Genomic DNA, 26801 nt, shown 5'->3' with positions numbered 1-26801 from the left:
GTGTACAAACTGTTGGTCCGTATCCGGGAATACAGATTACCTAAACCTGAAAACTTAAATTTTGGATTTAAAAACGTTCGATAGACAATTGGAATGAGGGGAAAAACAGAGTAGCTCTTTTCCGGATTGCAGCGTAATCACCGACTACGGATTGCAGTAGTGGAAAAAAACTTTTGGTTTTGAATCTTTGCTAATGACGTGAACGTTTTTTCAACTTATTTGGGTACATACAGTATAGTTCAAAGTGCTGTACCAATTGAGTGTTGTTGTAGTAAAAGAGAAGTGTTGTTGTGTCTGGTGTCTTGCAGTTGAAAAGTAGAATTGTGTTGTAGTTTATGATTGACTTTACGGTGGTAGATCGCAGAAGTTTCAATTTTGATGAAAAATTTTTAATTTCAGACTAATTTATAATTTTATTTTATATGAAAATAACGTAAAATACTGATTATCAAAAATATAAAAGCAGGCCATATTTTACACTCCTCCCCGACAGTCTAAAATATTTTCGTTACCTCCACTCTGGTTTATTCCGGAGCAAAGCCGGAAAATCGCAAAATAAGCCGAACATAGTTTCGTAAATTATCAAAACTTTCTGCAATTTCGCGAAACCGGGAACCTACGTACACTATTTGCTATTTTCCCGCTTATTAAAGTGCCTAAATCTTACCAATATCCATGTCAGACAACAAGATCATATTTTCCATGGAAGGGGTCTCCAAGACCTTTCCACCCAATAAACAGGTTCTCAAAAATATCTGGCTCTCCTTCTTCTACGGGGCCAAGATCGGCGTACTGGGTCTCAACGGTTCCGGTAAATCTACGCTTCTCAAGATCATTGCCGGGCTCGACAGCAATTACGAAGGTCGCATTTCGTTCGACGGTAGTTATAAGATCGGCTACCTCGCACAGGAACCCGAACTGGACGAAAGCAAAACCGTCCGGCAGGTCGTTGAGGAAGGGGTGCAGGAGATCGTGGACCTCATGGCGGCCTACGAGGAACTCAACCTCAAACTGGCCGAACCGATGGACGATGATGAAATGATGAAGCTCATCGATAAGCAGGGAGAAATGATGGATCAACTGGACCATCATAACGCCTGGGAGCTCGATCACCGCCTCAATACCGCCATGGAAGCCCTGCGCTGTCCGCCGGATGACGCCCAGATCAAGGTACTCTCCGGAGGGGAACGCCGCCGGGTAGCGCTGTGCCGCCTGCTGCTCAGCAATCCGGACATCCTGCTGCTGGACGAACCGACCAACCATCTGGATGCGGAGTCCGTAGACTGGCTGGAACAATACCTGCAAGGTTTTCCGGGTACGGTGATTGCCGTTACCCACGACCGTTATTTCCTCGATAATGTTGCCGGCTGGATCCTCGAGCTGGACCGGGGCGAAGGTATTCCCTGGGAGGGCAATTATTCCTCCTGGCTGGATCAAAAAGCCAAACGCCTGGAACAAGAAGAAAAAGCGGAGAGCAAACGCCGCAAAACCCTGCAACGCGAACTGGACTGGATCCGGATGGCTCCCAAAGCCCGTCAGGCTAAGGGTAAAGCCCGTTTGAATGCCTACGAAAAACTGGCCGACGAGGAAATAAAACAGAAAGAGGCTCGCCTTGAGCTGTACATTCCACCCGGTCCGCGGCTCGGGGATCAGGTGATCCAGATCGAGAACGTAGCCAAATCCTACGGAGACCGGGTCCTGTTCGAGAACCTCACCTTTGATATTCCCCGCAATGCCATCGTGGGTATTATCGGTCCCAATGGTGTCGGTAAAAGTACGCTGTTCCGCATCATCATGGGCGAGGTCGAACCCGATACCGGAAGTGTCTCCAAGGGTAATACCGTTGAGATCGCCTACGTAGACCAGAGCCACGAAGAACTGCAACAGGCCGAAAAGACCGTATATGATGCCGTATCCGGCGGGCAGGACCTGATCACCGTCGGCAATACCAGCGTCAACGCCCGGGCTTATCTGAGCCGTTTCAACTTTTCGGGTTCCGATCAGCAAAAAAAGCTGGGCGTCCTTTCAGGCGGGGAGCGCAACCGACTCCACCTGGCCATGACCCTGCGGGAAGGCGGCAACGTACTCCTGCTGGACGAACCGACGAACGATATCGACGTGAATACACTCCGCGCCCTGGAAGATGCGCTGGACGACTTCGCCGGATGCGTGCTGGTGATCTCCCACGATCGCTGGTTTATCGACCGGCTGGCCACCCACATTATTTCATTCGAAGATGAAGCCGAAGTGATCTTCTTTGAAGGGAACTACTCGGCCTACGAAGCGATGAAGAAGGAAAAAATGGGTGATGTGGCTCCGCGTCGTCCGAAGTTTAAAAATGTGATCAACCGGTAGTGAACTACCGATCCAGCTCCATCTCTATGCAAAGGGATGGAGCTGTTTCTTTTCATGCTTCCTCCCCCATCCACGCCAGATACAGGGCTGCTGCCAATAGGTGTTTAAGGTCCTTCCCTTCCTCTTTACCAGTTTAAGTGCTTATAGTATTATTACCCCATCCCAGAATTGAATTTTATAAATAACTTCATTTTGCTTTGACCATCAGATGTAATCAAAAAAAACAATATATACACTTCAATATAATTAAAACTCCCACTGGTGATTTGTCAGCAAATTTCGAATCAGAATTATTGTAAAAAGCCTTCTTTGTAATCAATAATTGCTACATCTAATTCTTTGAATTACAGTTTTTTATACACTAATCGCAATAATAATCGTTTTTCCATTAAATATACTTTTTTAAGGTTCATTATTCCTAACTTTAATCCAAGATCAATTATTTCATTAATAACTAATTCCCCGTTTTATGCTACGCATTGGATCTTATCTATTCCTTTTATTCCTAACTTTTAATGTTGTTGGTTCCGCACAAACTAAGGTTCGTAAACTCCCAACGGCATCGCTAGTGCCATTTACCTACAGTGAATATGCATCTGCACAACAGGCCGACGAAGCTTATCGAATGGTGACCCAGTACGTCACTTCTGCCAATCGATTTAGAATAATAGATCGAGAAAACCAGGAAGCCGTAATGAATGAGTTGGACCGGCAGAAAGATGGCATCTATTTAAATGGCTACATGGTAGAGCAAGGACGTGCACTTGGTGCAAAATACCTCATCATTGGTCATTTATTAAATGCCGATAGAGGCTTACAGTATGCTACCGTTCAACTTGCGGTTGTGGATGTAGCTACCGGCGAAAGTCTTGCGGTAGAATTACTATCTCCTAAAGGCAGAAACGCCAGCACCGTGACAATGGCTACTGAAGAATCGGCCGAGGACGCAAATGCATCAAGCAGTGCTTCCCAAATCACTAAAGATATTGTTGATGGTTTAATTCAGATCGCATTCAACAAAAGTCTCGAAAAGAATGTCAATGACTTTCTGGATGAGTATTTTCCCCTACAGTTCATGATTACCAACCTTGAAGTTGAGGAGGATGCCGTCATTGCCGTTGAATTATTCGGCTACCGGTTTCACCAATTCAAGAAGAACGAGTCTTTCCGGGTTATCGAAGTGATCTACAGAAAAAATCCGGATGGATCTTCCGGTGTCCAGAAAAAGGAGATCGCTTCTCTTAAGGTTACTTCTGTGGAAGGAGATTACGCCCAGTGCAAAGTTTCCAAAAAAGAACAGGAAGCCTTTTTCGAAAAGAAAGATATAGAAGGCCTCGCCGTAATAAAATAGCCTACAAAAAGTCCGTTCGAAACCCGCACGTATCCCTAAGCTGGCAAAACTGTTTCAACAAGGCAAGCGAAATGCTGCTGCAATATTGGTGTACAGAAAGGATTCATTGATCATTTCCTTTAAAAAATTTCCGGCTTCAGAAAGATCCTGGTTTTCGAATGGACTATTATTTACCTATCTATCCGTATTTATCATGCGCATAATAATTCTGCTTCCGATAGTTTTCCTGCTTGCCTGTAACAATAAATTACAGGTGACTACTAACGAACCATTGGGTACCACTTTTCTCGAAAGCCCGGGCTCAGGCCTGGTGACCCTCCGGTCCACTGGCGAAGGATCCAATTTTAAAAAGGCTGAAAAGGACGCCATCATTCGTGCTTTTGAAACAGTCATTCTCCGGGGGATGCCTCGATTTACGGCTCTCAGTCGCCCTATGGTTGCCTCGGAAAGTGAATTTCGTGCCAAAGCACCGGAATTTTTCAATGGCTTGGTACAAGAAGGTACTTACGAACGCTTTATTACTGAACAGTGGGACCCCGTAGAAATAGCTGCACAACGTGGCAAAAGGATTTCTAAGGATATGACGATCAACTACCAGAACCTCCGTAAATACCTTGAAGAGATCGGGGCTACCCGAAAATTTGGTTATTGATTTCGGCTATCAACTATTACGGCCATTCTTGTATCGGTCAAAGTTTCAATTACACTTTAAGTCACCAAGCACTGTAAACCGGTCTGATGACTATCTATAAAACCATATCATAACATGAGATATTTACTCCTATTATTACTTTCCTCTTTTTTCCTTCCAGTTGAAACGCTGGCCCAGGGTAATGGGGAAGTAGCGAACATACAGCCATCAATCATCGTCATTCCCTTCGCCAAAGAACACGAAGACCTACGTACGGTGCTCGAGGAAGATATCGCCCGCCGGGTCGCCATCACAAAAGTCAAAGAGGGATTTGATAATCGAGGGTACACGACCGTTGATTTCCGGGCTACGCTGAATATACTAAATACTGATGCCACTTATACTTCCGGCGATCTGAGTGATGTAAAAAGCGCTATCGTTGGCGCTTCCCGGGCGGATATTTATGTAGAAGTAGAGGTAGATACCATTGCCGGTACGGGTGGGGCAAACAGTGCCCGGATCATCCTTACAGCTTTTGATGCCTTTACCGGAAGGTCTCTGGCCAACAAGACCCATAGCAGTCCGCAAAGTCGGGGTGATTTTACAATGCTGGTGGAAAGAGCGCTCAGTAGTACCGACGGCGATGGAGAGCGGGTAGAACTGGTAGAAGACTTCCTGAATGTCATGCAGGAAAAATTCAATGATATAGTGGAAAACGGCCGTACGGTCAAACTACTTTTCACCCTTGATCAAAATGTAGCGTACGATTTCGATTCCGAGTCTGCTTCCGGCGAACTAATCTTCGATGAGATTGACTTTTGGCTGGAAGAAAATGCATACAAGGGGAACTACAGCGATCTCCGAGGTTCCAATCTAAGCCTGACCATTGATGAAGTACGCATCCCACTTAAGGACGAAAGAGGTCGTAACTACCGTCCTTCTCGTTTTGCCCGTGATATTCGATTATTTCTTAAAGGTTTAAATGTACCAGACAATGGAGGTGGTCTCATAGCGGACACCGATATCCGTGGTGGCACCATTTATGTATCTCTTAAATAAATTATCTAGTTATATGAAATTTCTTCCAATTCTAATTACAATTTTTGTTTGTGCTTTGGCTATAAAGGGCATGGCACAGGATGATAGCCAGCTAACGGTTGGCGTCTATATGAAACCGAATAGTTATTCCGGTCTGGATTCCATTCAGGTTAGCAAACTGGAGACCCGGATCATCAATATCATATCGACAAGCGGCGTTACCTCTAATATTTCCGCTTCCCGGATAGGGCCCATCACGGTCGATCCCGAAGAACAAAACATTTCCATGAAAACGATGGCCCGGGGAGTCGTTTGCTTTCCCAAGATGGAAGTGTACGGTGAAAATACTGTTGATGTAGGTTTGAAGAAAATTAATGTGGTTGATGTATCCCTGACCCTGGCGATTCAATATATCCACGAGGATATTATTTTTTCTAACCTCCAGTTACAACTACAAGGTCAGGGTAGAAATAGCAACCAGGCCATAAATAATGTGATCCGAAATCTCCGGCCGAATGATTCGCGTTTTGCCAAATTTTTAAGTCAAACCCGGGAAAAGATCATTAATTATTACAAGAACAACTGTGATGATATCATCGAGCAGGCCCGCCAGTTGGACCGGCTTGATTCCCCGGTTCGCGCCCTGCAGATCCTGTGGCCGATCCCCAGGGAGGTGAGTTGCTACGAAGACGTCAAGGAAATGACTGTGGATATTTACCGTAAATACGTCAATAAGCGGTGCCGGCAGCTACTCATGGAGGCCAGAACTTACCTGGCGGCTAACAATTATGACAAGGGGCTGGAGCGGCTGCGGTTTATTGATCCAACCTCCCAATGTGCCGAAGAGGCCATGAAAATGATCGAATCGATCCAGCAGGAAATTGATTCCTCCGATGCGGAGAATCGCAAGGCGGCTATGGCCTTACTGATGGAACGGCAGCGGGAACGAGCCCGTACCGAAACTGGCGCCAGAATTGAAACGGAAGTGGCACGGGCTAATGCACAGCTTCCTATTTTACAGCAGAATTTCAATACCGTTCCAGCGCGGCAATAGCATTAAAGGTTTCTAGCCAGACGAAACCCCAATGTCTTGCCACGATAAATAGGCGGACGACTATCCCGAGAAAAAGACTGAATCTCGTTGGGGCCATCCTGAAAAGAACCTCCACGAATCACCCGTCGGGTACCGCCTAAAGGCCCGACGGGATTTTCTTTGGGTGAGTAGGTGTAGAAGTCATCAGCATACCAATCGTTACACCACTCGGCAACATTTCCACTTAGATCGAACAGGAAAAGCGGATTTGCATTTGCTAAGCTGCCTGACTGAACCGGTTGTTCTCTGGAATATCCGGTAATAGAGCTATTGGTCTTCAATCCGGGAGAAGCATCGAAATTTAACTCGCCGGGATCCGCTATGCTTTTTCCATTACCGAAATCGGCCTGTCCTTCTCCCCTTCGCAAATAATTTCCTCCCCCACTGTGAGCGGGTCTGGAAGCAACGTATTCCCACTCGGCCTCGGTGGGCAATCTGTATCCATTGGCCTTTAGATCTGCAAACACCTCTCCTCCGTTAATCTGGTATACTTTCTGATATCCAAATTTTTCGCTCAGCCAGTTGCAGTAATTAACGGCATCAAACCAGCTCACATTTATGACTGGTTGTTTTCCTCTACCCCATCCCTCATCTTCCGGCAGAGGAAGCTTCTTTTCTTCACAATAAGCATCAAAATTTTCAAAAGTGACTTCCACCGGGGCGATAGCAAAAGGACCGACTTCCACCAAATGGACATGATCGGCAGTACCAAAGGTAGTTCCCGTTTTTCGTCCCATTTTAAAAGTGCCGCCGGGAATATCGGTCAGTTTCGGTATGGCAATGACCTTCCGCGAATCGACTACCTTCGGTGGCGGTTGGCGCTTTACTTGGTCGACCACTCCCGGCTGACAGACGTCCTTGTGGACAAAAACAAATTCCCCCGATGGTTCGTGACCGTAAAACGTTCCGTTTTCAGGAGAAGAAACCGAGATGGTGTTCACATATTGCTCCAGATCATTACTGGACACTACATACCGGCCTTTCCGGGGTAATTCCCTCAGACACTGCAGCCAGCGGTCTACAAAAACGGATTCAGCAGGGGTACGCTCCATTTTATTTCCAGAGGAAAAATACAGACGGCTGCGATAGCGAAGAGAAGACCTGGCTAATGTTTCACAGTTGACCTCGCCCTGCCAGGGCAGACCTTTCGGATGCCCTCTGTACCGATTTCCGAATGCGCCCGAATGGCAGGCATCCAAAGCAACGAGAATATGTTTCGCCCGGTTCTCTCCCAGATAATCACGCAGTTGGCCGTAGCTTAGCCAACCTTCTCCGTAGCGCGACGCTTTGGGGCCGTCGCTGGGGATCAGATATCCCTGATTGCTGTGCTCTTTGTATAAACCGTGGCTACTGAAGAAGAACAACACCTGATCCTGGGCCGTAAACGGCCGGCTGTTGATCTCCTTCAGTTTTTCGTGTAGCTCGTCGTTTGTCAGATTAGCAAATTGTTCAACTTTAAATTGGTAACTTTCAGTAAGTTCTTTCGAAAGTATTTTCACTTCTTTTTCTACTTCGGTTAGGGGAGTCCATCCTTTCGTGAAATGGGTATTATAGAAGATAAATGCATAATCTTGACCATTGTAATTCTGGGAGTGTACTATGTTAGGTACCGAAAAAATTATGGTGAAGAACCAAAAAATCAAACTGGGTTTAAACAGAGCGTACATGTTTTTGGTTTATTGTTTTTTCCAGGATAGTGCCTGTAAAAGTTTTATCAAATATCCACCGAGCATGGCTTCTGCAGCCCCTAAACACAAACTGAAGAGACCAAAGGAGATTATGCTGGCAGCTTTGGCCCGTATCAAATAGATTATTACTATGAGATAAATTGGGAAAAGCCAGTAACTGAATCTGATTAAAGAGCCATTGACATAATGAGGCGAAAACTCCGTTCCTTCCGGCTCCGGTGAAGGGGAAAATGATCCAAACTTTACCGGAAAAAAGATTAACAGTACAACGGACAAAAAAGAAAGCGTCGTTTGCAATTCGTCATTGTTGTATCCGCCAGTACTGTATTGATAGATCAGCCAGCATATACTGATGCCCTTACTTAACAGGAGGCTGGAAAGAACGAATTTTCTGAACCGGTCCAATGTCCAGTATTTCCGGCCGTTTCTGGTGGGCTTCGGCTGTGCCGGAAGCCGATCTACCCAGGAGAGAATACCATCCGATATCCGGGCGTGACTCATAGAATAAGTCGTATAATCCAACATACCCTTATTCCATTTTTCTTCCTGTACACTCAATTTACTTTTCAGTACCATCAGCCCCCGGTGCACGTCCTGTAATTGGCAGATCTTAGCGTACTTTATTGCTTCGTCAATAGCTAACCGAAGCTTGCCTTTCACGACTGTATCCTTGATCTCGTCCTTTGAGTAGCTCAATTATTCGATATTTAAGAAGTGTTTTCAATGTAATCCGTCCGGATATAGAAATGGAACTGGTTTTACAGATATCGCGCCCATGGATGAAAAAACGGACCTCGATCAAGAACCTAACACTTCAGAGTAATAGATTAATTGCGTTTCCTTTTCAAAAATTCTATCAGTTCACTCTTAAAGATAATGGCATGCTCCTCAAGGAAATCTTCAAAATCCGGATCCATATCCATCCACCCGCTTTTCCGTGGCCGGTATAATCCTGAGCCAAATTTGCCGGTGATCTTAATGCGCAGATAGACCTCTTTCTGACTTTGACTCAAATTAATATTAAATTCTAGTCTTTCTCTTCGCATATCGTTACAGGGCCCCCACCATAATTCTACGAAATCACACCAGATCGACTGCCTTTCATCGGTTAAGACTTCCTGACACAGATCATTAACGTAGAATTCCAGGTAGAAATCAGATTGCTTATCCGAATGGACCAGAGTGGGTTTCCTGCCTTCACAATCCGGTTTATTCTGTTCGTATTTTTTGCGGGCAAACTCTAAAATAAGCGGGAAGACCTTCTTCGACGATGTATATCCTTTCAATGTCCCTTCCACTCCTCCCGAACCGGTGGAAAAATCATCCATCGGGATGTAAATTTCTACCGTCTGAGATTTACAATCCGCTATTTTGCTATCTTCCTTTACTCGCCCCGCCTCCTGCCACAACCAAATGTAGAAACAGGAGTTATATACTTGCTTTCCGGGATCGTAATGCGGCATATAAATTTGAACGTTTCCCTGGGTTGGATCAATTTCCATAAAGCGGACAAAAGTCTGAAACAAACTCTCCTGTAAAGTAGGTGCACTTACATTTGCCTGATAATTATTCTTTAGGGATCGCCATATCCCGGCGACACTATCGGGATTACTGGAAGGAATTTGCAGAAATAACTCTACCTCATATCCATTATTGGCAACTCTGACACTATCAACCGACAAAAACTGCCCCAGTTCTTTTTGATCTAGCCACCTTTGGAAGAGTTCCGCTTTTTTGGCAAAAAAAGCGAGATCATTTCCTAAATACTCCTGGGCATCTAAATGGTTGGGAAAACAGCAGAGCAATAACAATGAACCTAAAACACAGAATCTGATCAAATACATTGACCGCATAACTTTCGGGGTTTAAATTCCATTTCCTGAATCTATTCCATAGGTGGTAAAATAATTAATTTAATTAATATCTAAGGCTATTATATATACATTCCAAGAATCATCTTTCTATATCCTATCAGGTAAATCATTAACTTTAATGCATGATTATCAAACAAATACAAACATAGGTCGTATTTTTTCCTTTTTAAAAGTATACTTAAAAATTGCTATACTCCCCTACTCCCCCATCCACGCCAGATACAGCGCTGCTGCCGGAGCATATTCGGAGTCTCCCTCCGAATCAACGGCCGAAAGCTCATAGTACTCTCGAAAACCATATCGCTCCATCACCGCCAGACTGAAGGTTTTGACCTTGGTCGCCGCCGCCGTCATACCGAATCGCCAGAGGCCGTGGTACAACAGCCAGTTGGCGGGAATAGAGATGCGGGTATCGGGCGGAAAATCGTAATCTTCTTCAGCAGGTAGTGGCCGCAGCAGGTAAGTAAATGCCGAACTTTTGAGAGTTTCCAACACCACCTCCGCCTGATCCTGATCCGGGATCTCCCCGATCAGGGGCAGAAAGCCACCCAGTCCTTCGGTTGGGAAAGAGGCCTGCTCCTCCAGATCAAAAGGCTTGTAGCTGCCGTCCGCTTCGCTCCAAAGTTTATCGTTGAGGGAAAAGGTGGTCAGTTCATTCCACAGCAGAATATCCGTGACGTCCGCTCCGAGTAGATTACCGATATCCAGCAGGCATTCGTTGGACCATACCAAAAGCGCATTAAAAAGCGGATCCTGCCGTCCTCCGGGCCATACGCTGGGAATCGGCCGCAATTCAGACCTTTTGTCACGATTTTGTAACAATAAATCTTCTTCCGGATGGGTTACAACCAACAAGCCGTCTTCTTCCGGATCGCGTTCCCGGTAAAGAAAGCTATGAAAATCAAATACTTGCGAATAATTTTTTTTCAAAAAGTCCAGAGCGGCCTTTTCGTTGGGCGCCAGTTCGTAAAAACCGGCCAGTAAACAACCAAACAATGGGGGCTGTAAAAGCGTTTTTCCTGCAGTGTAGTAATCCATTGAAGCCATATACGCTAAAACCCTTTCTAAAAAAGAAACTCCTCTCTTCCAATCCAAGTAAGCAAGACCTAAAGCAACAAAACCCACTTCATAGTCCAGTTTGCCATTGAACAACAACTGTTCGTGTTGGATGGTCAGTAATTTTTCGGCCCGATCGATCAGTGATTGCAAGTGCTTGAGTTTTTATACTCAGGATTTTACTGATTACAGCCGACAAAGTTCCCGAAATGCGGGAAAAAAGTCCGTCCGGCATTGGAAACAGTTTGATAAAAAAACTATGTGAACTAAGTTTGCGCGCTCAAATGAAATCAACTTTGTTTGAAAACCAATTAATCCATGACTGCAAAAACAAGACGGTCGAGTAAAAGAGAATTAATACTGGAAAGAGCTCGATCCATTTTTACCGAATACGGTTACGAGAAAACTACTTTAGACGACATCGGGTCCGAATGCGGACTGAACAAAGCCTCACTGTACTACTACTTCCGCAACAAAGAGGAGATCTACGTACAGGTGCTGCTAACCGAAGCTGACAAATACATCAGCGACCTGCAGGAGAAAGTTCAGGACTACCATACTACCGAAGAAAAGATCTTTCAGTACCTGCTGAACCGGATCCGTCGTTACGCCGAAGCGCTCAATGTATCCCAGCTTTCCTTTTCCAGTGTCCAGAAGGTAGAGCCTATGTTCCAGGACCTGTTCCAGAAGATCAAAAACGAAGAGATCGACTTTTTACAGCAACTGCTTTCCGAGGGTATCCGCACCGGAGACATCGAGGAAGTAGATGCCCACGAACTGGCCGAATCCTTATTCGTGATCTCGGATGCGCTCAAACACGAGCGGATGATCCAGGAGAAGCCTTACCATAGCGGGGTTTACAATTATACCAAAGTGGAAGATCAGCTCAGTATGATGATCCGGCTGATCTTTAAGGGGCTTAATTTGAATTAGTCCCCAGGATTAGTTACCATATACCAACGGTAAGTCATACCTTACAGCCCATCCTTTTACCTTTAAGACTGCGGTCGGTGTACATCCGCGCAGATAAGGGGACCGGACTGCGGTCAGCATAACTGAAATTAAGGACCTCTCCAATTGAACAGTAGCTCACCTTCAACCGTTAATCGTATAGATAAGTAACTAAATCAAACAAATGGCAGAACCCAAGAAATCGGTCCCCAATGACAAAAAACCGTCACGTTCACCTTTCAGCTGGATGTGGATACTGCTGGTATTCCTGCTGGCAGGTCAGGCCATGGTGTTTTTCGGTAGTGGAGAGACTGAAACGATAAGCTGGACGGAATTCCGCCGCGGCATGCTGGCCAAGGGTGACGTGGAAAAGATCGTGGTGATCAACAAGGAGGAGGCCGAAGTATACCTGAAACCGGATAAGATCGGAGAAGGTGACTACGCGGATATTGATAAAAAGAATTCCGGTCCGCACTACTCTTTCAATATAGGTTCCCTCGAAAATTTCGAACAAACCATCGACGAAGTACAAACAGATACGCCCGCAGACGAGCGCATCGACTTACAATACGAAGAAAGAACGGATTATCTGGGGAACATCCTCTCCTGGCTGATCCCACTGGCCATCATCATCGGTATCTGGATCTTTATCATGGGCCGGGTACGTCCCAGCGGCAATATGGGCGGCAGCAACATTTTTGACTTCGGTAAATCCAAAGCACAGCTGTTTGAGAAGGATCAGAGTAAGATCACTTTCGACGATGTGGCGGGGCTGGACGAAGTAAAAGTCGAAGTTCGCGAGGTAGTGGATTTCCTGAAGAACCCCACCCGGTATACCCGTTTGGGTGCCAAGATCCCTAAAGGTGTCTTGCTGATCGGCCCTCCGGGTACGGGTAAGACCCTGCTGGCCAAAGCGGTTGCCGGGGAAGCCGGCGTACCGTTCTATTCCATCTCCGGTTCCGAATTTGTGGAGATGTTTGTCGGTGTGGGTGCTTCGCGGGTACGTGACCTTTTCAAAAAAGCCAAGCAGAACGCCCCGAGTATCATCTTTATCGATGAGATCGACGCTATTGGTCGCTCCCGGGGCAAAGCGGCTTCCTTCCAGAGCAATGACGAACGGGAAAATACCCTGAACCAGATGCTGACCGAAATGGACGGTTTTGGTTCCAATACCGGAGTGATCGTCATGGCGGCCACCAACCGGGGAGAGATCCTCGATAGTGCCCTGCTGCGTCCGGGACGTTTCGATCGTCAGATCTATCTGGAACTGCCCACTAAAAGTGAACGCCGCGCCATTTTTGAGGTGCACACTGCACCCCTGAAACTGGCTCACGATCTGAATCTGGACCAACTGGCCAGTCAGACGCCCGGTTTTTCCGGTGCGGATATTGCCAATATCTGTAATGAAGCGGCCCTGATCGCGGCCCGTCGCAACAAGGATGCGGTGGAGTTTGCGGATTTCATGGATGCCACCGACCGGGTGATCGCCGGTATGGAGAAAAAGAACAAGATCATTTCCGAAGGAGAAAAGAAAACCATCGCCTACCACGAGGCCGGTCACGCTACGGCGAGCTGGTACCTCAAACACGCAGACAGTCTGCTGAAGGTATCCATCGTTCCGCGCGGGCGTTCGCTGGGTGCCGCCTGGTATCTGCCGGAGGAAAACGTGATCTACACCAAAGAGCAGTTTGTCGACCGCCTCTGTGCCACTCTGGCCGGCCGGGCTTCCGAAGAGATCAACTTCGGAAAGATATCTTCCGGTGCGCTGGATGACCTCGAAAAGGTAACCAAACAGGCGTACACTATGGTCGCTTACTACGGCCTGAGTGAAAAGATCGGTAACCTGAGTTTTTACGACAGTACCGGACAGTACGAATCCAGTTTCCAGAAACCGTACAGCGAAGCAACCGCCCAACTGATCGATCAGGAAGTGAAAAGCCTGGTGGAGGCGGCTTACGAACGGACCAAAAAGATCCTGGTTGAACACCAGGCCGAACTGGAAGAACTGGCTGAATTGCTCCTGAAAAAAGAGGTGGTCTACAAAGACGACCTGGTAGGAATATTCGGAGAGCGGAAGTTCGCTGAAAGCGAGACCGCTTCTTCCTAGAAGATATAAACAGCGCTAAAAAAGCCGGATAGTCCAAACGATTATCCGGCTTTTCTTTTATACCCCTACTCCCAGCAGAGTGGCAATATGCTGTTCTGCGTAGCCGAAGGAGCCGGTCATGCCTTTACCGCCGATCCCCGTGACAATGTGTACATCGGGCATTACTTCCATTTCAAAGATATCGCGGTCCTTACACTGGCTGTAGATACCGATCCAGGTTTTGTCTATCGCGTAAGTTTCCAGCTGATAGATCTCCCGGGCCGCCCGGATCATAAATTCATTCATTTCATCATCGATCTGAAAATCGACGGGTTCATCGCTTCCGGCATCCCAGTATTCGTGGGAGTCTCCGAGGATCACCCGGCCGTCAGCGGCCTGCTTGAAGAGGATGTGGATGCCCCATTGACGGTGGTAGGCATTGGCGTCTTCCCCGGCCTTGATCCGCGCGAACGAAGGACACTCGTGAAAACTCTCATAACGCCGGATCGTCCAGCCCGTAAGTACGGATCCATTGATCTTTAGGCTGGACTGAGCTTTGGTCAGCAGCATCTGTAGCTTCACGCTTTGCAGGCTACTCCGGCGAAAGGTCTCCGGAAAAAGGGTCTGAAAATCACTGCCGGAACAGACCAGCACCTTGGCCGCGGCAATCGGCACCCCCCGATTGTTGAGCAATACCCGATCCGCTCCCCTGTTCTCGATAGCCGTTACCAGCGTGCCCGGGAAATAGGCCAGTTCGTAACGTTCCCGCAGCCAGGCAATGATCCGATGGATCGCCTGCCTCGGATCGACCGTCAATTCCTGGGTAAAAAAGAGGCCGCCCTGCACGTAATCCGCCCGCAATCCCGGGTAACGCTCCAGGCATTCCGTCCGGCTCAACAGTTGGGACGTATAATCATTATCCCGATTGATCCCGGCCAGCTCTTCCAGCAGGGTCATTTCCTCGTCATCGGACGCGACATAAATGCTCCCGTGGGGCACCACCGTGATGTCGGTCTGCCGCTGCAGATCCCGGTAGATTTCCAGACTTCTGCGACCGTAGGCCTGCCATTTGGCATCCATGCCGGAGGGCACGATCTGCCCGAAATTCCGGACAGTCGCGCTACATGGTTGCTGATCTTTTTCCAGAATAGCCACGCGTTTACCGGCCCGCAGAGCATGGTAGGCATGGGCCACGCCCAGCATTCCTCCGCCGACAATTGCGAGATCGTAAGTGTTCATTTATCTGATTTTGCAGTAATTAACTGATTAGAATCCCAGGGTCATCCTATAGAACCAAATGAGAAAGACAGGCTGACCAGAAAGTTTGGAACGACAAATAGCAAGGCCTTCTCCCATTCTCCAAGCCTCGCCCTCTCCAAGTCTCCAAGTCTCCCACTCTCCAAGCCTCGCAGTCTCGCCCTCTCCCATTCCGTCCATTCTAAAAAAAGGTCCCGGACTTAGAGACCTACCCTTCCTTCAAACTGACCGCAATAGCCTCACCGATGGTACGCACGATGAAATCAATCTCTTCCTTACCAATGATCAGTGCCGGCCGCATCGTGATCACATTGCCTTCGTAAAGTTTGAAGGACAATCCACGTTCCAGGCAGTAACTAAGCACCCGTTGGGCAATCTCGGTGGCCCGTTCTTTCGTTTCCGGATCCTTGACCAACTCAACGCCAATCAGAAAACCCCAGCCGTCGATATGACCGATCACCGGATAGCGCTCCTGCAATTCCCGCAACGAATCCCGAAAATATTGTCCCAGTTCGGCTACCCGTTCCGCGATCCGGTCTCTTTCCAGTACATTGATTACCGCCAGGGCCGCGGCGGCGCTCAGCGGGCTTTTTTCGTGGGTAAAATGACCGATCGAACGGTGTTGGACCACATTGTGGCGATCCTGGGTCAGGATGCCCGCAAACGGCACTACGCCTCCCCCCAGCGATTTACCCAGCACCACTACATCCGGGGTCAGGTAGTGCTCGTGGGCGAAGAGTTTGCCGGTACGACCCAGCCCGCAAACGATCTCATCGAAGATCAGAAAGGCATCGTGGCTGCGACACAAGTCGGCTACCCGCTCCCAGAAATAGGCACTCGGCACGTGTGGCGCCGAAGCGATCGGCGTACCTACAATAGCCGCCAGGTCGGGATGATGTTTCAGGATCATCTCGATCTGACGGAGATAAAGTTCATCGATCTGCTCCCGGTCCTCGTCGTGATGCAGACCCCAGGGATTGCGGTAGTAGTTCGGGAATTCCACGTGAAATGCGCCGGGCACCATTGGCCCCTGCCCCAGGGTAAAATGGGGATCTCCGCCCACCGTAGCCGCCTGGTAAGTAGTGCCGTGGTAGCAATCCCAGAAGGAGATGGTTTTCCATTTTCCCGTTACCTGTTTGGCCAGAATGATCGCCATTTCGATCGCCTCGGAACCTCCGGGGCAAAACAATACCCGGTCCAGACCAGCCGGCGAAATTTCCACCAGTTTCTTCGCCAATTGAACGGCCGGCTTATTGGTATACCGGCGGGGCGTGAAAGCCAGTTGATCGTCCAGTTGCTGCTTAACAGCCGCTACAACTTCCGGATGATTGAAGCCGATGTTGTGGACGCCGTTGCCGTGCAGATCCAGATATTTCCGATCATCCAGATCGTAGATGTAAGCGCCCTCCGTGCGACTGAGCACATTCATTACCGGCGTGGAAAGGGCCTGGTGCAGGAAATATTTACGGTCTTCGGCCAGCCAGTGCTGGGTTTGTTCGCTTCGTTGCTCGCGAAAAGTACTTTGGCCGGAAAGGGTGTTGGTATCACCTTGGTGGATCAGCATATGGATTGGATTTTAGGTGAAGGGAAGGTACAAAAAGCTATTCGCCCGCGAAGGTAAAATCCTCATTTACAAGAACATTCCCGCCGCTGTTATTTATAAATTAAACAATTATTAACCAAATGTAAACCGGAAATAGACAAATCATTATATTTGCATCACTGCCGTTAGGAGTATTTTATACGGAAAAGTTTCAATTGTATAGAATATAATATTTAGCCTAAAATTCCCGGAACGCCCTGCAGTTCTCCGGGAGCCCTACCCTTCTATTCTCAAACATCGCAAAGCAGCAACCTTGAAGTGGAAAAACACGATATATTTTCCGGTTTTATATCTTATGGTGTTCCAGCTGAATGCTCAGACGCCTTTTGATTGCAACGGCCGGATCTACCGGGTGGTCGAGCAGAGGGGAGGCACCGTTCTGCAGGAACTGAATATTGATCCGGCCGGCAGGAAGCTGGATATTATGGATCTACAGTTTTACCGGGATGTACAGATCAACGGCATTGCGTATCACCCTTCCCAAAACCTGATCTACGGGGTACTGCTGGGAGAAAATTATCGCCTTTGCCGGATCGATGGCGATCACCGCTTAAGTACGCTGCGGGACCTACCGCTGCCGGAGGATATTTTGTTCGTTTCCGGGGATGTCTCTCCGGATGAACGCTATCTGGTCCTGTTGGGTTACAGCCGCGATCAATCGACCAATCTGGCCGCTCTGATCGACCTGACCGACCCGGCCTATCCCACCGAGATCATCCGTCTGACGACGACCTCGCCGGTTCAGCGCCAGGTATACTGCGCCGATATTGCCTTTCATCCCACCACCGATCAGTTATTCGGCTTCGACGATCTATCGGATCGCCTCGTAACGATCGACCTGGAAGAAAGAAAGATCGATAACACTTTCTATCCTGCTACCGACCAGCTTCGGGGGAATGTACCGAGCATATTTTTTGACGCCGAAGGGGCGCTTTTTGGCATCGGTTCCCCCGAAAACGGCTTGGTGCCGCGTCGGAATTTATACCATTTTGATGTGGTCAGCGGCGAGGTTGATCTCCGGGAAGAACGCAGCTACGAAGATAACCAGGATGCCTGTTCCTGCCCTTTCCGGCTGAAACTCCTGAACCGGGTGTCCAGCCGTTCGGCGCCCACCTGTACGGAATTGACCTTTACCTTTACGCTGATCAACCGGACCAACCGACCGCAGGAAGGCCTGACCCTGACGGATACTTTTCCCACCTACACGGAGATCGGTGAAATAGAGCCCCTCCCCTTCCCGGGAGAGGTAATCAGGGAGGAGAACCGGCCGATCCTGCACATTCGTAACATTACACTGCCGGTCGGCAATTTCAGCTTTGCCGTCAAACTGCGGATCAGGCGTGATGCGCCCCACACAACGGTCTACAATACCGCTTACCTGGACGGTATCCAGGGAACAGAAACGGCACGCCTGCCCTCGGATGATCCGGACACGCATCAGGCGAACGATCCTACCTTCTTTGCCATCCGCCCGCTGCATATTGATCCGTTACAGGAAGAACTGCTGATCTGTCCGGACAGTACGATCACCCTGCGGGCCGATCTGGCGTCTTCCGGCCTGGATTACCACTGGAGTACCGGAGCGGTGACGCCCGCCATCACAGTTGCGGATCCCGGCCTTTACCGACTCACTGTGACCTCCGGTTGCGAGCAGGCGGTCGGGGATTTTCGGGTAGCGTACGATCGGGTAAGTGTGGAACTGGGTCCGGAGCAAGATCTCGAACGGGGACAACCGCTTACCTTGCAGGCAGCCGCCCAGAGCCATTCGCCGATCATCAGTTACGAATGGACAGCCATCAGCGGAACCCCGCCGGATTGTGCGGACTGCCCCGATCCAGTGATCCGCCCGTTATCCGATACCCGGATCCACCTCCGGGTGGTCAATGAGCACGGTTGTCCGGCTTCGGATATCCTGCAGCTGCGGGTAAGGGATTTCGGACTATTTGCGCCTACGGCATTCAGCCCGAACGGTGATCAGATCAACGACGTTTTTTACCTCCAGAGCCGAGCGCCCTATAACTTTCAGTATTTTCGGATATTCGACCGTTGGGGAAGCCTGGTCTTTCAGGCCCGCGAAGGAACAACCAATAGCGTCGAGGCGAGTTGGGACGGGAGCAGCCGGGGCCGAATGATGCGGGCTGGCGTTTACATCTGGACGGCGGAGATTACAAATCTGGCCGGGCAGGTTTTACAAACCAGCGGTGAACTTAATCTGATCCGATAGGAAAGAATGCTGCCGCCTGCTTAAAGATCCGTCGGGAGGAAATGCGACTAATAATAGGGATGCGAGTCTTCCCGTTGATGTCCCCTCTTGGTTTAGATGACACAAAATCTGAGTCCCGTCAAATAATTCCGGCACAAATTCATGCCTCCCGGATGCGGATCTTGCTTAAGCAGGCTTCATGGCAGCAAGTAGTAATGGTGTCAGTAGGCCTCCCAGGCGTCTGTTTGGGTAGAAGTTAGTGTTTCAATGTGTAGTGTGTAGATCCCGTTGGTTTTGGTAAAGCTGAGGGTTGTGGATTCGGTATTGCAGAACGGACCGCCCCAGGGGCCGTAGTCCGTAGTGCAGCCGAGCCACTGGCTAAATGCAATGGTATTGCCGTTCCTTTTGATCACCAAGCGATTGGGCACTTCGAGAGCCTGTACGAAAAAATTGACCGTCGAACCTTTGGTCTTACATTCGAGATCCAGCGTGTCGGCGGGATAACTGTAATATCCCCTGCCTTCGAAATGCCCGGAGTAAGGTTGGCCGCAATTGAATAGTTTCTCTCCGACCAGGTCAAATTTATGAACGGTGAGCCGTTTAGCCTCATCCTGTATCGCCTCGGCCTTGGTGAACGAAAAGCCGGTGAAACTAAATAGCGAAGCGATCAAACCCACGGAGCAAAGTGCAATAATAGTTTTTAGGATTTGTTCCATAATGTAATTGATTTAGAATAGAATCGGATCGTATGGCGCTTTCGGTAATAGCGAACTGCTCCACACCGCCCGGGCGGCATAAAGCGATGCAATAAAACGGTAATCCGGCACAGGCCGGTTACGAACTAGTTTGGGATATACTCCTCAGGGCGGAAATTTTCGGGTATGAGTTCCGGGAAGGCCAATAACGACGGATGCCGCCAACCTTCAGTTGGTAGGTTCACACGCAGTGTTTCAGAGCCCGTAAAGACTCTGGTCTGTAGTGTAAACAAATACCTCGACTTTGCCGTCCGGAAAATAGATCCCAAACACGCTCGTAATTCGTAGAATTGTAGTTTGCTGTAAAATCAGCGCTAAAAAGGGATAGAGCAAATTCCTAAAAAGTAGCGGTTGGGTTAGAGTGGGTAATAATTAGAGAATAGTTTAAACCCCAAAAATGAGATTATGACGGAGAAATTAGATAGGTCGTTCGTTATGCAATATATGATTTATTGCTAATACATACAAGCCTTACTGCAAGCATTTTTTCCAAATCTTTTTATTTTTCTTTATCTCGGCCCAAAAAAAAGAGACCGCTTCCCGTGGGAAGCGATCTCCATAAAATCGGTTAATCATCAGTACAAATTGTACGCACTATATAAGCCAAGCGTGTTTACCGTTTGCTGGTCCGGCCGATCATTAGTTTTCCCACCATACTTTGGTGGTGATCTCGTCCGGTCCCTGGCGACCGATCGCGGTCTGCCGGTTCGCTTCGTTCAGTGCGCCTTCCTTGGAAGGATACTCAAAACGACTCGGATAGGTATTGTAGAACGCGTCCGGTCCCGGCTGAATGGTGTGCGGGAATCCGGTGCGTTTGAACTCGTTGAAGCCCTGATAATCCGTGTAGAACAGGGCGATGTATTTCTGATTGATGATGGTTTCCAGCTGATCATCGTAAGCTACTCCCGTCCGGTTCAGGTAATCTTCCGGCAGGTCTACGCCCCAGTAAGCGAAATTGGCCCGCACTCCATCCTCGTAGTGCATCTGGGCATCACTGCTGATCCATCCCCGCTGGGCTGCTTCCGCCAGAATGAAAGCCACTTCCGAATACACCATCAGGCGGCCTTCGTTCGTGTTGGGTTGGTAGTAGAAATAATTGATATTGAATTTGGACAGGAAAGCATCGCCGCCCTTGTATTCATAGGCCGGGCCGTCCACGATGCCATTCTGCATCCCTTCGATCCGCGGAGCGCCTTGGTTTACGGAATTGGCGGTCGGATCGGCCAGGAATGCCAGCCGTGGATCTTCAAAGTCTTCCAGTAGTCCCACCAGGGTTTCGGCGATCCGGTATTCATTGTAGGATCCCACGCGGTAAACCGACTCTTCCGTTACCGGGTGAGCATTTGGATTGGCACCCAGAAACTGCAGCGCGGCATTATCGTCATTGGACGTAAAGATCGGATAAGTTTCCGGAGCGTTGAAGATCTCGGCGATCACCGACTTCGCTTTGTCAGGCTGTACTTCGCTCAGACGCAGGGCCACCCGCAGGCGCAGTGAGTTGGCAAATTTCCGCCACTTCTCCAGATCACCGTCGTAAAGGATATCTCCCTTGATGGCCGGCAGATTGCTGCCGCTCAACAGCTCGTTGGCTGCTTTCAGGTCCGCCAGCAGTCCGTCGTAGATAGTTTCCTGACTGTCATAAGCCGGCGAGTAGATCGGGTTTTCCGATTTTGCCTGTACGGCTTCGGTGTAGGGAATATCACCCCACATATCGGTCAGGATGTGGAACATCCAGGACTGCAGAATGATGGAAACGCCTTCGTAGCTGGTATTTTCCCGCGCGACAGCGATGTCTTCCAGCACCTGGGCATCGCGGATCGCCAGATAGTAAGTATCCCAGGTACCGGACTGATCGCCCCAGTCAAAAAGATCGAAAGAAGTAAAAACAATACGGGCACCGTACTGGGCCATCAGGTTACCTTCGCTCCAGGCATCTCCTACCGCCCGGCGAATGGAGTTGCGTTCTACATTGGTTAGCAAGAGTTCCGGGTTATTGTCGAGAGACAGGGCTACGTCCGGATTGTCATTGCTCACTTGAAATTTATCGCAGGCCGTCAGTCCCAGCAGACCACACAGACCGGCGATTTTTATGATGTTCTTCATGATTATTAAATTTTGTTTTTCCAAAAACCGCTTACCACTTCATTCAATTCGATGCAACTTGTTAAAAGGTATAGAGTAGAGGGACTGACAATCGTTAAAATGAGCGATTCAGCACTATTCTCTCAGTCTCTCTACTCTCCACCATCTTCTCTTTACAATTCAAGTATCACAACTTGAATTACTTAGAATCCGACATTTACCGAGAAGCCGATACTGCGTGTGCTCGGTACCGTAGCGTTCTCCACGCCGGGGATGTAGCGACCGCCTCCGAAGGAAAGCAGTTCGGGATCTCCGTGGTTGAATTCCTTGGCCCACAGCAGCAGATTGTTCCCGATCAGGGAGATGCGCAGGCTATTCACGAAAGTATTACCCAGCACGCTTTTGGGCAGCGTATAGCTCAGGCGTGCTTCCCGCAGTTTGATGAAAGTCGCATCGTAGATCCCCTCGGATTCGTTATTCCGGCGGTAACGGTTGTTGTGGTAGGCATTGGCCGGCTTGTCTACGGTGTTTTCCGTATAGCCGATCACGTTGCCGTTATCGTCCGTTACTTCCATTACGCCGTCGCCGATCACACCGTCCGTTTTGGTCTCACCGGTAGATTCATCGATGTAGCTGATCCCGGAATCGGTGATGCCCGGATGCGCACCGCCAAATTCCGGTGCCCGCCCCCAAAGGGTTTCCACTACGTTGCCGGAAGTAGCCGCGATCAGACGGGTTCTGGACAGCAGTTCACCGCCCTGACGGCCGTCAAACAGGAAGCTCAGGCTGAAATTCTTGTAAGACAGTTCGTTCATCCAGCCCAGGGTGAAATCCGGATTGTAATTCCCCAGTTTACGCAGGGTGTTATCCTGTTGCACCAGACCGTCATTAAAGATGATCTCGCCGTAGTAAGGGCTATTCGGATCTTCAACGCGTTTCAGGCCGGTACCCCACATATCACCCAGGGAACCGCCTTCTTTCGCTACCAGCGTAATGCCGTTGCCACCATAAACGTACTGATCCACACCGTCGGGTAGTTCCAATACCTTATTCCGGTTCAGACCGAAATTGAACATGGTGTTCCAGTTGAAGCCGCTGCTCGTACGGATCGGATTCAGGCTCAGCAGTATCTCTACGCCCTGGTTCTCGATCTTACCGGCATTGATCACCCGGGAAGTTTTACCGGAAGAATGCGGCAGGTCGATGGCAAGGATCTGGTTTTTGGATACCGTATTGTAGTAAGTGGCGTCCAGACCGATACGGCCGTTGAAGAAACGCAGATCGGCGCCGACTTCCACGGAAGTCTGGATCTCGGGTTTCAGGTCAAAGTTCGGCAGGGTATTCGACGGAGAGGCCGTGGCGTTGTTCCCCCAGGGCGTGCTGCCGAAGAAGAAAGGATCGCTCAGGCGGTAGGGGTCAGTATCCGAACCTACCTGCGCCCAGCCCAAACGCAGTTTGGCGAAAGACAAGGCGCTCGAAGACGGTACGTCAAACATCTCCGTCAGCACGGCGCTTAATGAGGCCGATGGGTAGAAATAGGAATTGTTGGCCTCGGGCAGTGTGGAAGACCAGTCATTACGGGCCGTCAGGTCCAGATAGAGCATGCTCTTGTATCCCACCTGGGCAAAGGCGTACAGCGAATTGATCTGCTGTTCGGGGCGGCTGATGGACTGTACCAGCGGTCCGTCCGCATTCGTAAAGGAATATACTCCCGGAATGAGCAGTTTGTTGGCGCTGATGCCCTGGAAATGGTTTTTGCGTTGCATCTGGTTACCGCCGAAGTTGGCGCTTACAAACCAGTCGTCATTTACCTGTTTTTTATAGCTCAACAGGAAGTCAATATTCGTTTCGCGAAAGTTGACTTTATCTTCCCGGTACTGACCGTTCGGAAAACGCTGGGTGGAATACGCGCGCTTGATGAAGCGGTATTCGGAGAACATATCCGTACCGCCGCGCAGCATCAGGCTGAGGTCATCGGTGATATCGTACGTTGCCGACAAATTACCGATGATGCGGTCTTTGGACAGCGCATTGGTATTCTCGTACATGGTGAAGTACGGATTATCGTGGTAATTGTAGTTGTAGTTGAACTGCTGGAAGCCTTCCAGTCCGCGCTGCCAATAGTCCCGCAGGCTTTCGGTGCTGACGTTCTGTCCCCACCAGATGAAGAGGTACATAACCGATTCGGTACCGTAACCGTTCACCGGACGGTTGTCGGATTCCGAACGGATATAGTTGGCCTTGGCCGATACTCTGAGTCGATCGGAAAGATCGTAATCACCGGAAAAAGTCACCGTGTTCCGGCGCAGATCAGTATTGGGCAGGATACCGGTATTGTCAAAATTGGTGTACGATACGCGGAAGTTGCCGTTATCATTACTGCCGAAGAAGGAGATATTGTTGATCAGAGTGCGACCGTTTTCCATGAAATTTTTCACCGGATCACCGGGATCGTCGAATGGTGTCGGCTGGATCGCTCCGCGGCGGTTCAGATCCACCCCGCTGGAACCCAGGATGAAATCGAGACCGTGCACATCGCCGCCACGCAGGCCGTTGGCGGTTGGGGAATCGTGCTGGGCCCGCAGGGTACCGTCGAGGCGTGGGCCCCAGGATTCATCCACCCCGTCAAAAGTACCATTACCGTAACCGTCAACGAAGGCAAAATCAAAGTTCTTACCCTGACCATATTCCCGTTGGTATTCCGGACCGGCCAACATGGATTCGAAGGTCGTTTTGGAACTGACCTCCACACCGATGCCTTTGCGGTTCTTACCGGATTTGGTGGTAATGATGATGGCGCCGTTAGCAGCCCGGGAACCGTACAGGGCCGTGGCGTTGGCTCCCTTCAGTACGGAAACCGATGCGATGTCGTCCGGGTTGATCTCGGCGGCACCGTTACCGTAATCGAGGTGCATGTTATCGGCAATGCCGTTGGTGCTCGTCCGGGTATCCGTTTCGTTATTAATGGGAATACCATCGACAATAAAGAGCGGCTGGTTGTTACTGCTCAGGGAAGACATCCCGCGGATCACCACACTGGCGGATCCGGAAGCCTGACCGTTGGACACGACGTTCACACCGGCAGCCCGACCGGCCAGGGTGCTGACGAAATTCGAACCGTTGACGGCACTAACATCATCACCGCTAACCTGTTGCAGGGCGTATCCCAGGGATTTTTCGTCCCGGGTAATATTCAGGGCAGTTACTACGGCCTCATCCAGGGTAACCCCTTCGGCCAGAGCAATTGCAATTTGCGTGCGGCCGTTCAGGGCCACTTCCTGTTCGGTGAAACCTACATACGAAAAGACCAGACTGGCGTTTTCATCGGCTACCTGAATGGTAAAATTTCCGTCCAGGTCGGTGATGGTACCGCTTGAGGTACCTTTTTCGTAAACATTGACGCCGATAAGCGGCTGATTATCCGCCGCGCTGGTAACGGTTCCGTTGACCGTACGCTGGGCGAAACTTTGGATGGCTGTGAGTGAGCAAAAAGCAATACACAGGCTAACGAGGCGCAGCACGCTCGCTACTCTCCGAGTAAAATCCATGTGTGTGTTGTTTAATTAAATAATCTGTGTTGACTGTAAGTACCTAAATAAATAGGGTTTTAGGCTAAGCCGGAACAAACGCTTAGCGGTACCGGCGATACAGATCGCGGTAAATAAGTTTAACAGTGTTTTGTTTGGGATTAACTAATCAGGACGTCTAAGGATGCTTCGTTTTATTTGCATAAATCATTCCTGTGGTACCGGTCAGGAGAAGTATTACAAGCAGAAAGTTGGTATTTCCGGTTAGAAATAGGATATATCGAAATATTTCTAAGATCGCCGCAAAGTTGGCAATTGTTTATTCATTGCAGGTTACGTCAAGATTAAATGATCATTAAGTTACAGTTGTCAAAAAGCGTCATTATAGACCTATAGTAGCCTCCTCTTCCGGAACAGAAAAGGTTTTACATTATAACAAGCAACCAGCCGCGTGCAAATTGTTACACACTACAGATAAAAGATCAGGCCAAACGCGCCAATTTGTCCCGTTTAATGAAATATTTATGCGGGTCAAAATTGCTTTCGGGTGAATTTCGTCCTTTCGATCGCTGCTATTTAATCTAAGTTGCGATGTAACTTAGGTAGCGGGTATAGAGTAGCGGGTAGAGGGATTACCAATCGTTAAAATGGAGCAAAATCGCTCATTTTACCGGTTGCAGTCTCTCTACGCTCAACCATCTACTCTCTACAATTCAAGTATAGCAACTTGAATTAATTAGATCATCCGGTCGTCTTAAGTGGTATGGATCTGTTTTATAAGAAACTATCTTAAAAATAAATACTGGTTTACGAAGCGCGCATTTTTTCCCTGCACAGCGTTGCAAAAAAGATCACGTAGCTTAGGCTATGCTCACTTTTTCACGCCTTGTTCATGAAAAAAATCCGGGCTTCTCAACGGCAGCACCATTTTTAAAACAGTTTCAAAAATTTGGCTGGGAAGTTCCGCGGGTCGGTCGTTTTGATGTCGCAAAGGTAAGGCATGAAAACGTTTCGGGTGTAGCCCCAAATTTAAGTTTGGGTTAATGATTTGTAAACTCCACACACCGGCAGCGGTCCGGAGCCGGACCTGTTTCAGCAAGGAAGGTATATACCGGCAAATGGGATCAGGCAGAACATGAGTCATCGTACATTGCGATTGAACCCAAAATAGTGAAAGAATATTAGAATAAGAGTAGGAAGAGCGAGATAAGGCCGATGAGTCACCTGCTTCAAAAAGCCGTTCGGGATGTA

At 48.9% G+C, this 26801-nt stretch carries 18 protein-coding genes; 8 read left to right on the top strand and 10 right to left on the bottom strand.

The features are described from left to right. The first annotated feature begins 675 nt into the window (after nucleotides 1-675). The 5 genes from ettA (at nucleotide 676) to CRP01_RS38125 (ending at nucleotide 6429) form a co-directional block, all read left to right on the top strand. Complete coding sequence (ettA, locus tag CRP01_RS38145; protein ID WP_099155367.1) at nucleotides 676-2355, top strand: energy-dependent translational throttle protein EttA; 1680 nt, start codon at nucleotides 676-678, stop codon at nucleotides 2353-2355. Between the two features lie 469 nt (nucleotides 2356-2824). Beyond that, nucleotides 2825-3706 carry a hypothetical protein gene (locus CRP01_RS38140; RefSeq protein WP_143473727.1) on the top strand — a complete coding sequence of 294 codons (882 nt, stop codon included), beginning with the start codon at nucleotides 2825-2827 and terminating at the stop codon, nucleotides 3704-3706. A gap of 106 nt (nucleotides 3707-3812) precedes the next feature. Beyond that, on the top strand, nucleotides 3813-4358 hold the full coding sequence (locus tag CRP01_RS38135; protein ID WP_099155365.1) for a hypothetical protein: 546 nt from the start codon (nucleotides 3813-3815) through the stop codon (nucleotides 4356-4358). 114 nt (nucleotides 4359-4472) lie between these two features. Further along, nucleotides 4473-5396 (top strand): DUF6175 family protein, encoded by a 924-nt coding sequence (locus CRP01_RS38130; protein ID WP_099155364.1) that lies wholly within the window; start codon nucleotides 4473-4475, stop codon nucleotides 5394-5396. Between the two features lie 70 nt (nucleotides 5397-5466). Then, nucleotides 5467-6429: a hypothetical protein gene (locus CRP01_RS38125; RefSeq protein WP_099155363.1), complete on the top strand. Its 963-nt coding sequence runs from the start codon at nucleotides 5467-5469 to the stop codon at nucleotides 6427-6429. 2 nt (nucleotides 6430-6431) lie between these two features. Here the strand turns inward: CRP01_RS38125 and CRP01_RS38120 are convergent, their stop codons facing one another. The 4 genes from CRP01_RS38120 to CRP01_RS38105 all read right to left on the bottom strand — a co-directional run bounded on the left by CRP01_RS38120 (nucleotide 6432) and on the right by CRP01_RS38105 (nucleotide 11239). Further along, nucleotides 6432-8135 (bottom strand): SUMF1/EgtB/PvdO family nonheme iron enzyme, encoded by a 1704-nt coding sequence (locus tag CRP01_RS38120; protein ID WP_099155362.1) that lies wholly within the window; start codon nucleotides 8133-8135, stop codon nucleotides 6432-6434. 9 nt (nucleotides 8136-8144) lie between these two features. Next, on the bottom strand, nucleotides 8145-8852 hold the full coding sequence (locus CRP01_RS38115; RefSeq protein WP_099155361.1) for a hypothetical protein: 708 nt from the start codon (nucleotides 8850-8852) through the stop codon (nucleotides 8145-8147). A gap of 131 nt (nucleotides 8853-8983) precedes the next feature. Beyond that, entirely contained in the window at nucleotides 8984-10000 is a 1017-nt protein-coding gene (locus tag CRP01_RS38110) for a hypothetical protein (RefSeq protein WP_143473725.1), read from the bottom strand. Nucleotides 10001-10228: 228 nt separating this feature from the next. Then, entirely contained in the window at nucleotides 10229-11239 is a 1011-nt protein-coding gene (locus CRP01_RS38105; protein ID WP_099155359.1) for an MGH1-like glycoside hydrolase domain-containing protein, read from the bottom strand. Between the two features lie 165 nt (nucleotides 11240-11404). Here CRP01_RS38105 and CRP01_RS38100 point away from each other — a divergent pair, with 165 nt between their 5' ends. Further along, nucleotides 11405-12019: a TetR/AcrR family transcriptional regulator gene (locus tag CRP01_RS38100; protein ID WP_099155358.1), complete on the top strand. Its 615-nt coding sequence runs from the start codon at nucleotides 11405-11407 to the stop codon at nucleotides 12017-12019. Nucleotides 12020-12221: 202 nt separating this feature from the next. Then, nucleotides 12222-14144, top strand: a complete 1923-nt coding sequence (gene ftsH, locus CRP01_RS38095; protein ID WP_099155357.1) for an ATP-dependent zinc metalloprotease FtsH — start codon at nucleotides 12222-12224, stop codon at nucleotides 14142-14144. 57 nt (nucleotides 14145-14201) lie between these two features. Here ftsH and CRP01_RS38090 read toward each other — a convergent pair whose 3' ends face one another. Both CRP01_RS38090 and pbfA read right to left on the bottom strand, forming a co-directional pair. Beyond that, entirely contained in the window at nucleotides 14202-15362 is a 1161-nt protein-coding gene (locus tag CRP01_RS38090) for a TIGR03364 family FAD-dependent oxidoreductase (RefSeq protein WP_099155356.1), read from the bottom strand. A 226-nt stretch (nucleotides 15363-15588) separates the two neighbouring features. Next, a complete protein-coding gene (gene pbfA, locus CRP01_RS38085) occupies nucleotides 15589-16944 on the bottom strand; it encodes a (R)-1-hydroxy-2-aminoethylphosphonate ammonia-lyase (RefSeq protein WP_099155355.1) in 1356 nt (451 codons plus the stop codon). A 292-nt stretch (nucleotides 16945-17236) separates the two neighbouring features. On the opposite strand from pbfA, the gene CRP01_RS38080 reads away from it, so the two are divergent. Next, nucleotides 17237-19207 carry a T9SS type B sorting domain-containing protein gene (locus tag CRP01_RS38080; RefSeq protein ID WP_143473724.1) on the top strand — a complete coding sequence of 657 codons (1971 nt, stop codon included), beginning with the start codon at nucleotides 17237-17239 and terminating at the stop codon, nucleotides 19205-19207. 200 nt (nucleotides 19208-19407) lie between these two features. Here the strand turns inward: CRP01_RS38080 and CRP01_RS38075 are convergent, their stop codons facing one another. The 4 genes from CRP01_RS38075 to CRP01_RS42920 form a co-directional block, all read right to left on the bottom strand. Further along, nucleotides 19408-19902 (bottom strand): hypothetical protein, encoded by a 495-nt coding sequence (locus CRP01_RS38075; RefSeq protein ID WP_099155353.1) that lies wholly within the window; start codon nucleotides 19900-19902, stop codon nucleotides 19408-19410. Nucleotides 19903-20580: 678 nt separating this feature from the next. Next, nucleotides 20581-22044: a SusD/RagB family nutrient-binding outer membrane lipoprotein gene (locus tag CRP01_RS38070; protein ID WP_099155352.1), complete on the bottom strand. Its 1464-nt coding sequence runs from the start codon at nucleotides 22042-22044 to the stop codon at nucleotides 20581-20583. A 182-nt stretch (nucleotides 22045-22226) separates the two neighbouring features. Further along, entirely contained in the window at nucleotides 22227-25571 is a 3345-nt protein-coding gene (locus CRP01_RS38065; protein WP_099155351.1) for a SusC/RagA family TonB-linked outer membrane protein, read from the bottom strand. 850 nt (nucleotides 25572-26421) lie between these two features. Beyond that, nucleotides 26422-26801 (bottom strand): hypothetical protein (locus CRP01_RS42920; protein ID WP_222845919.1); only part of this gene is annotated, 380 nt, incomplete at its 5' end.

Source organism: Flavilitoribacter nigricans DSM 23189 = NBRC 102662 (assembly GCF_002646595.1).
GTDB classification, from domain to species: Bacteria; Bacteroidota; Bacteroidia; order Chitinophagales; family Saprospiraceae; genus Flavilitoribacter; species Flavilitoribacter nigricans.
The sequence above is the reverse complement of the archived record's forward strand: the minus strand, read 5'-3'. Positions and strand labels throughout refer to the sequence as shown.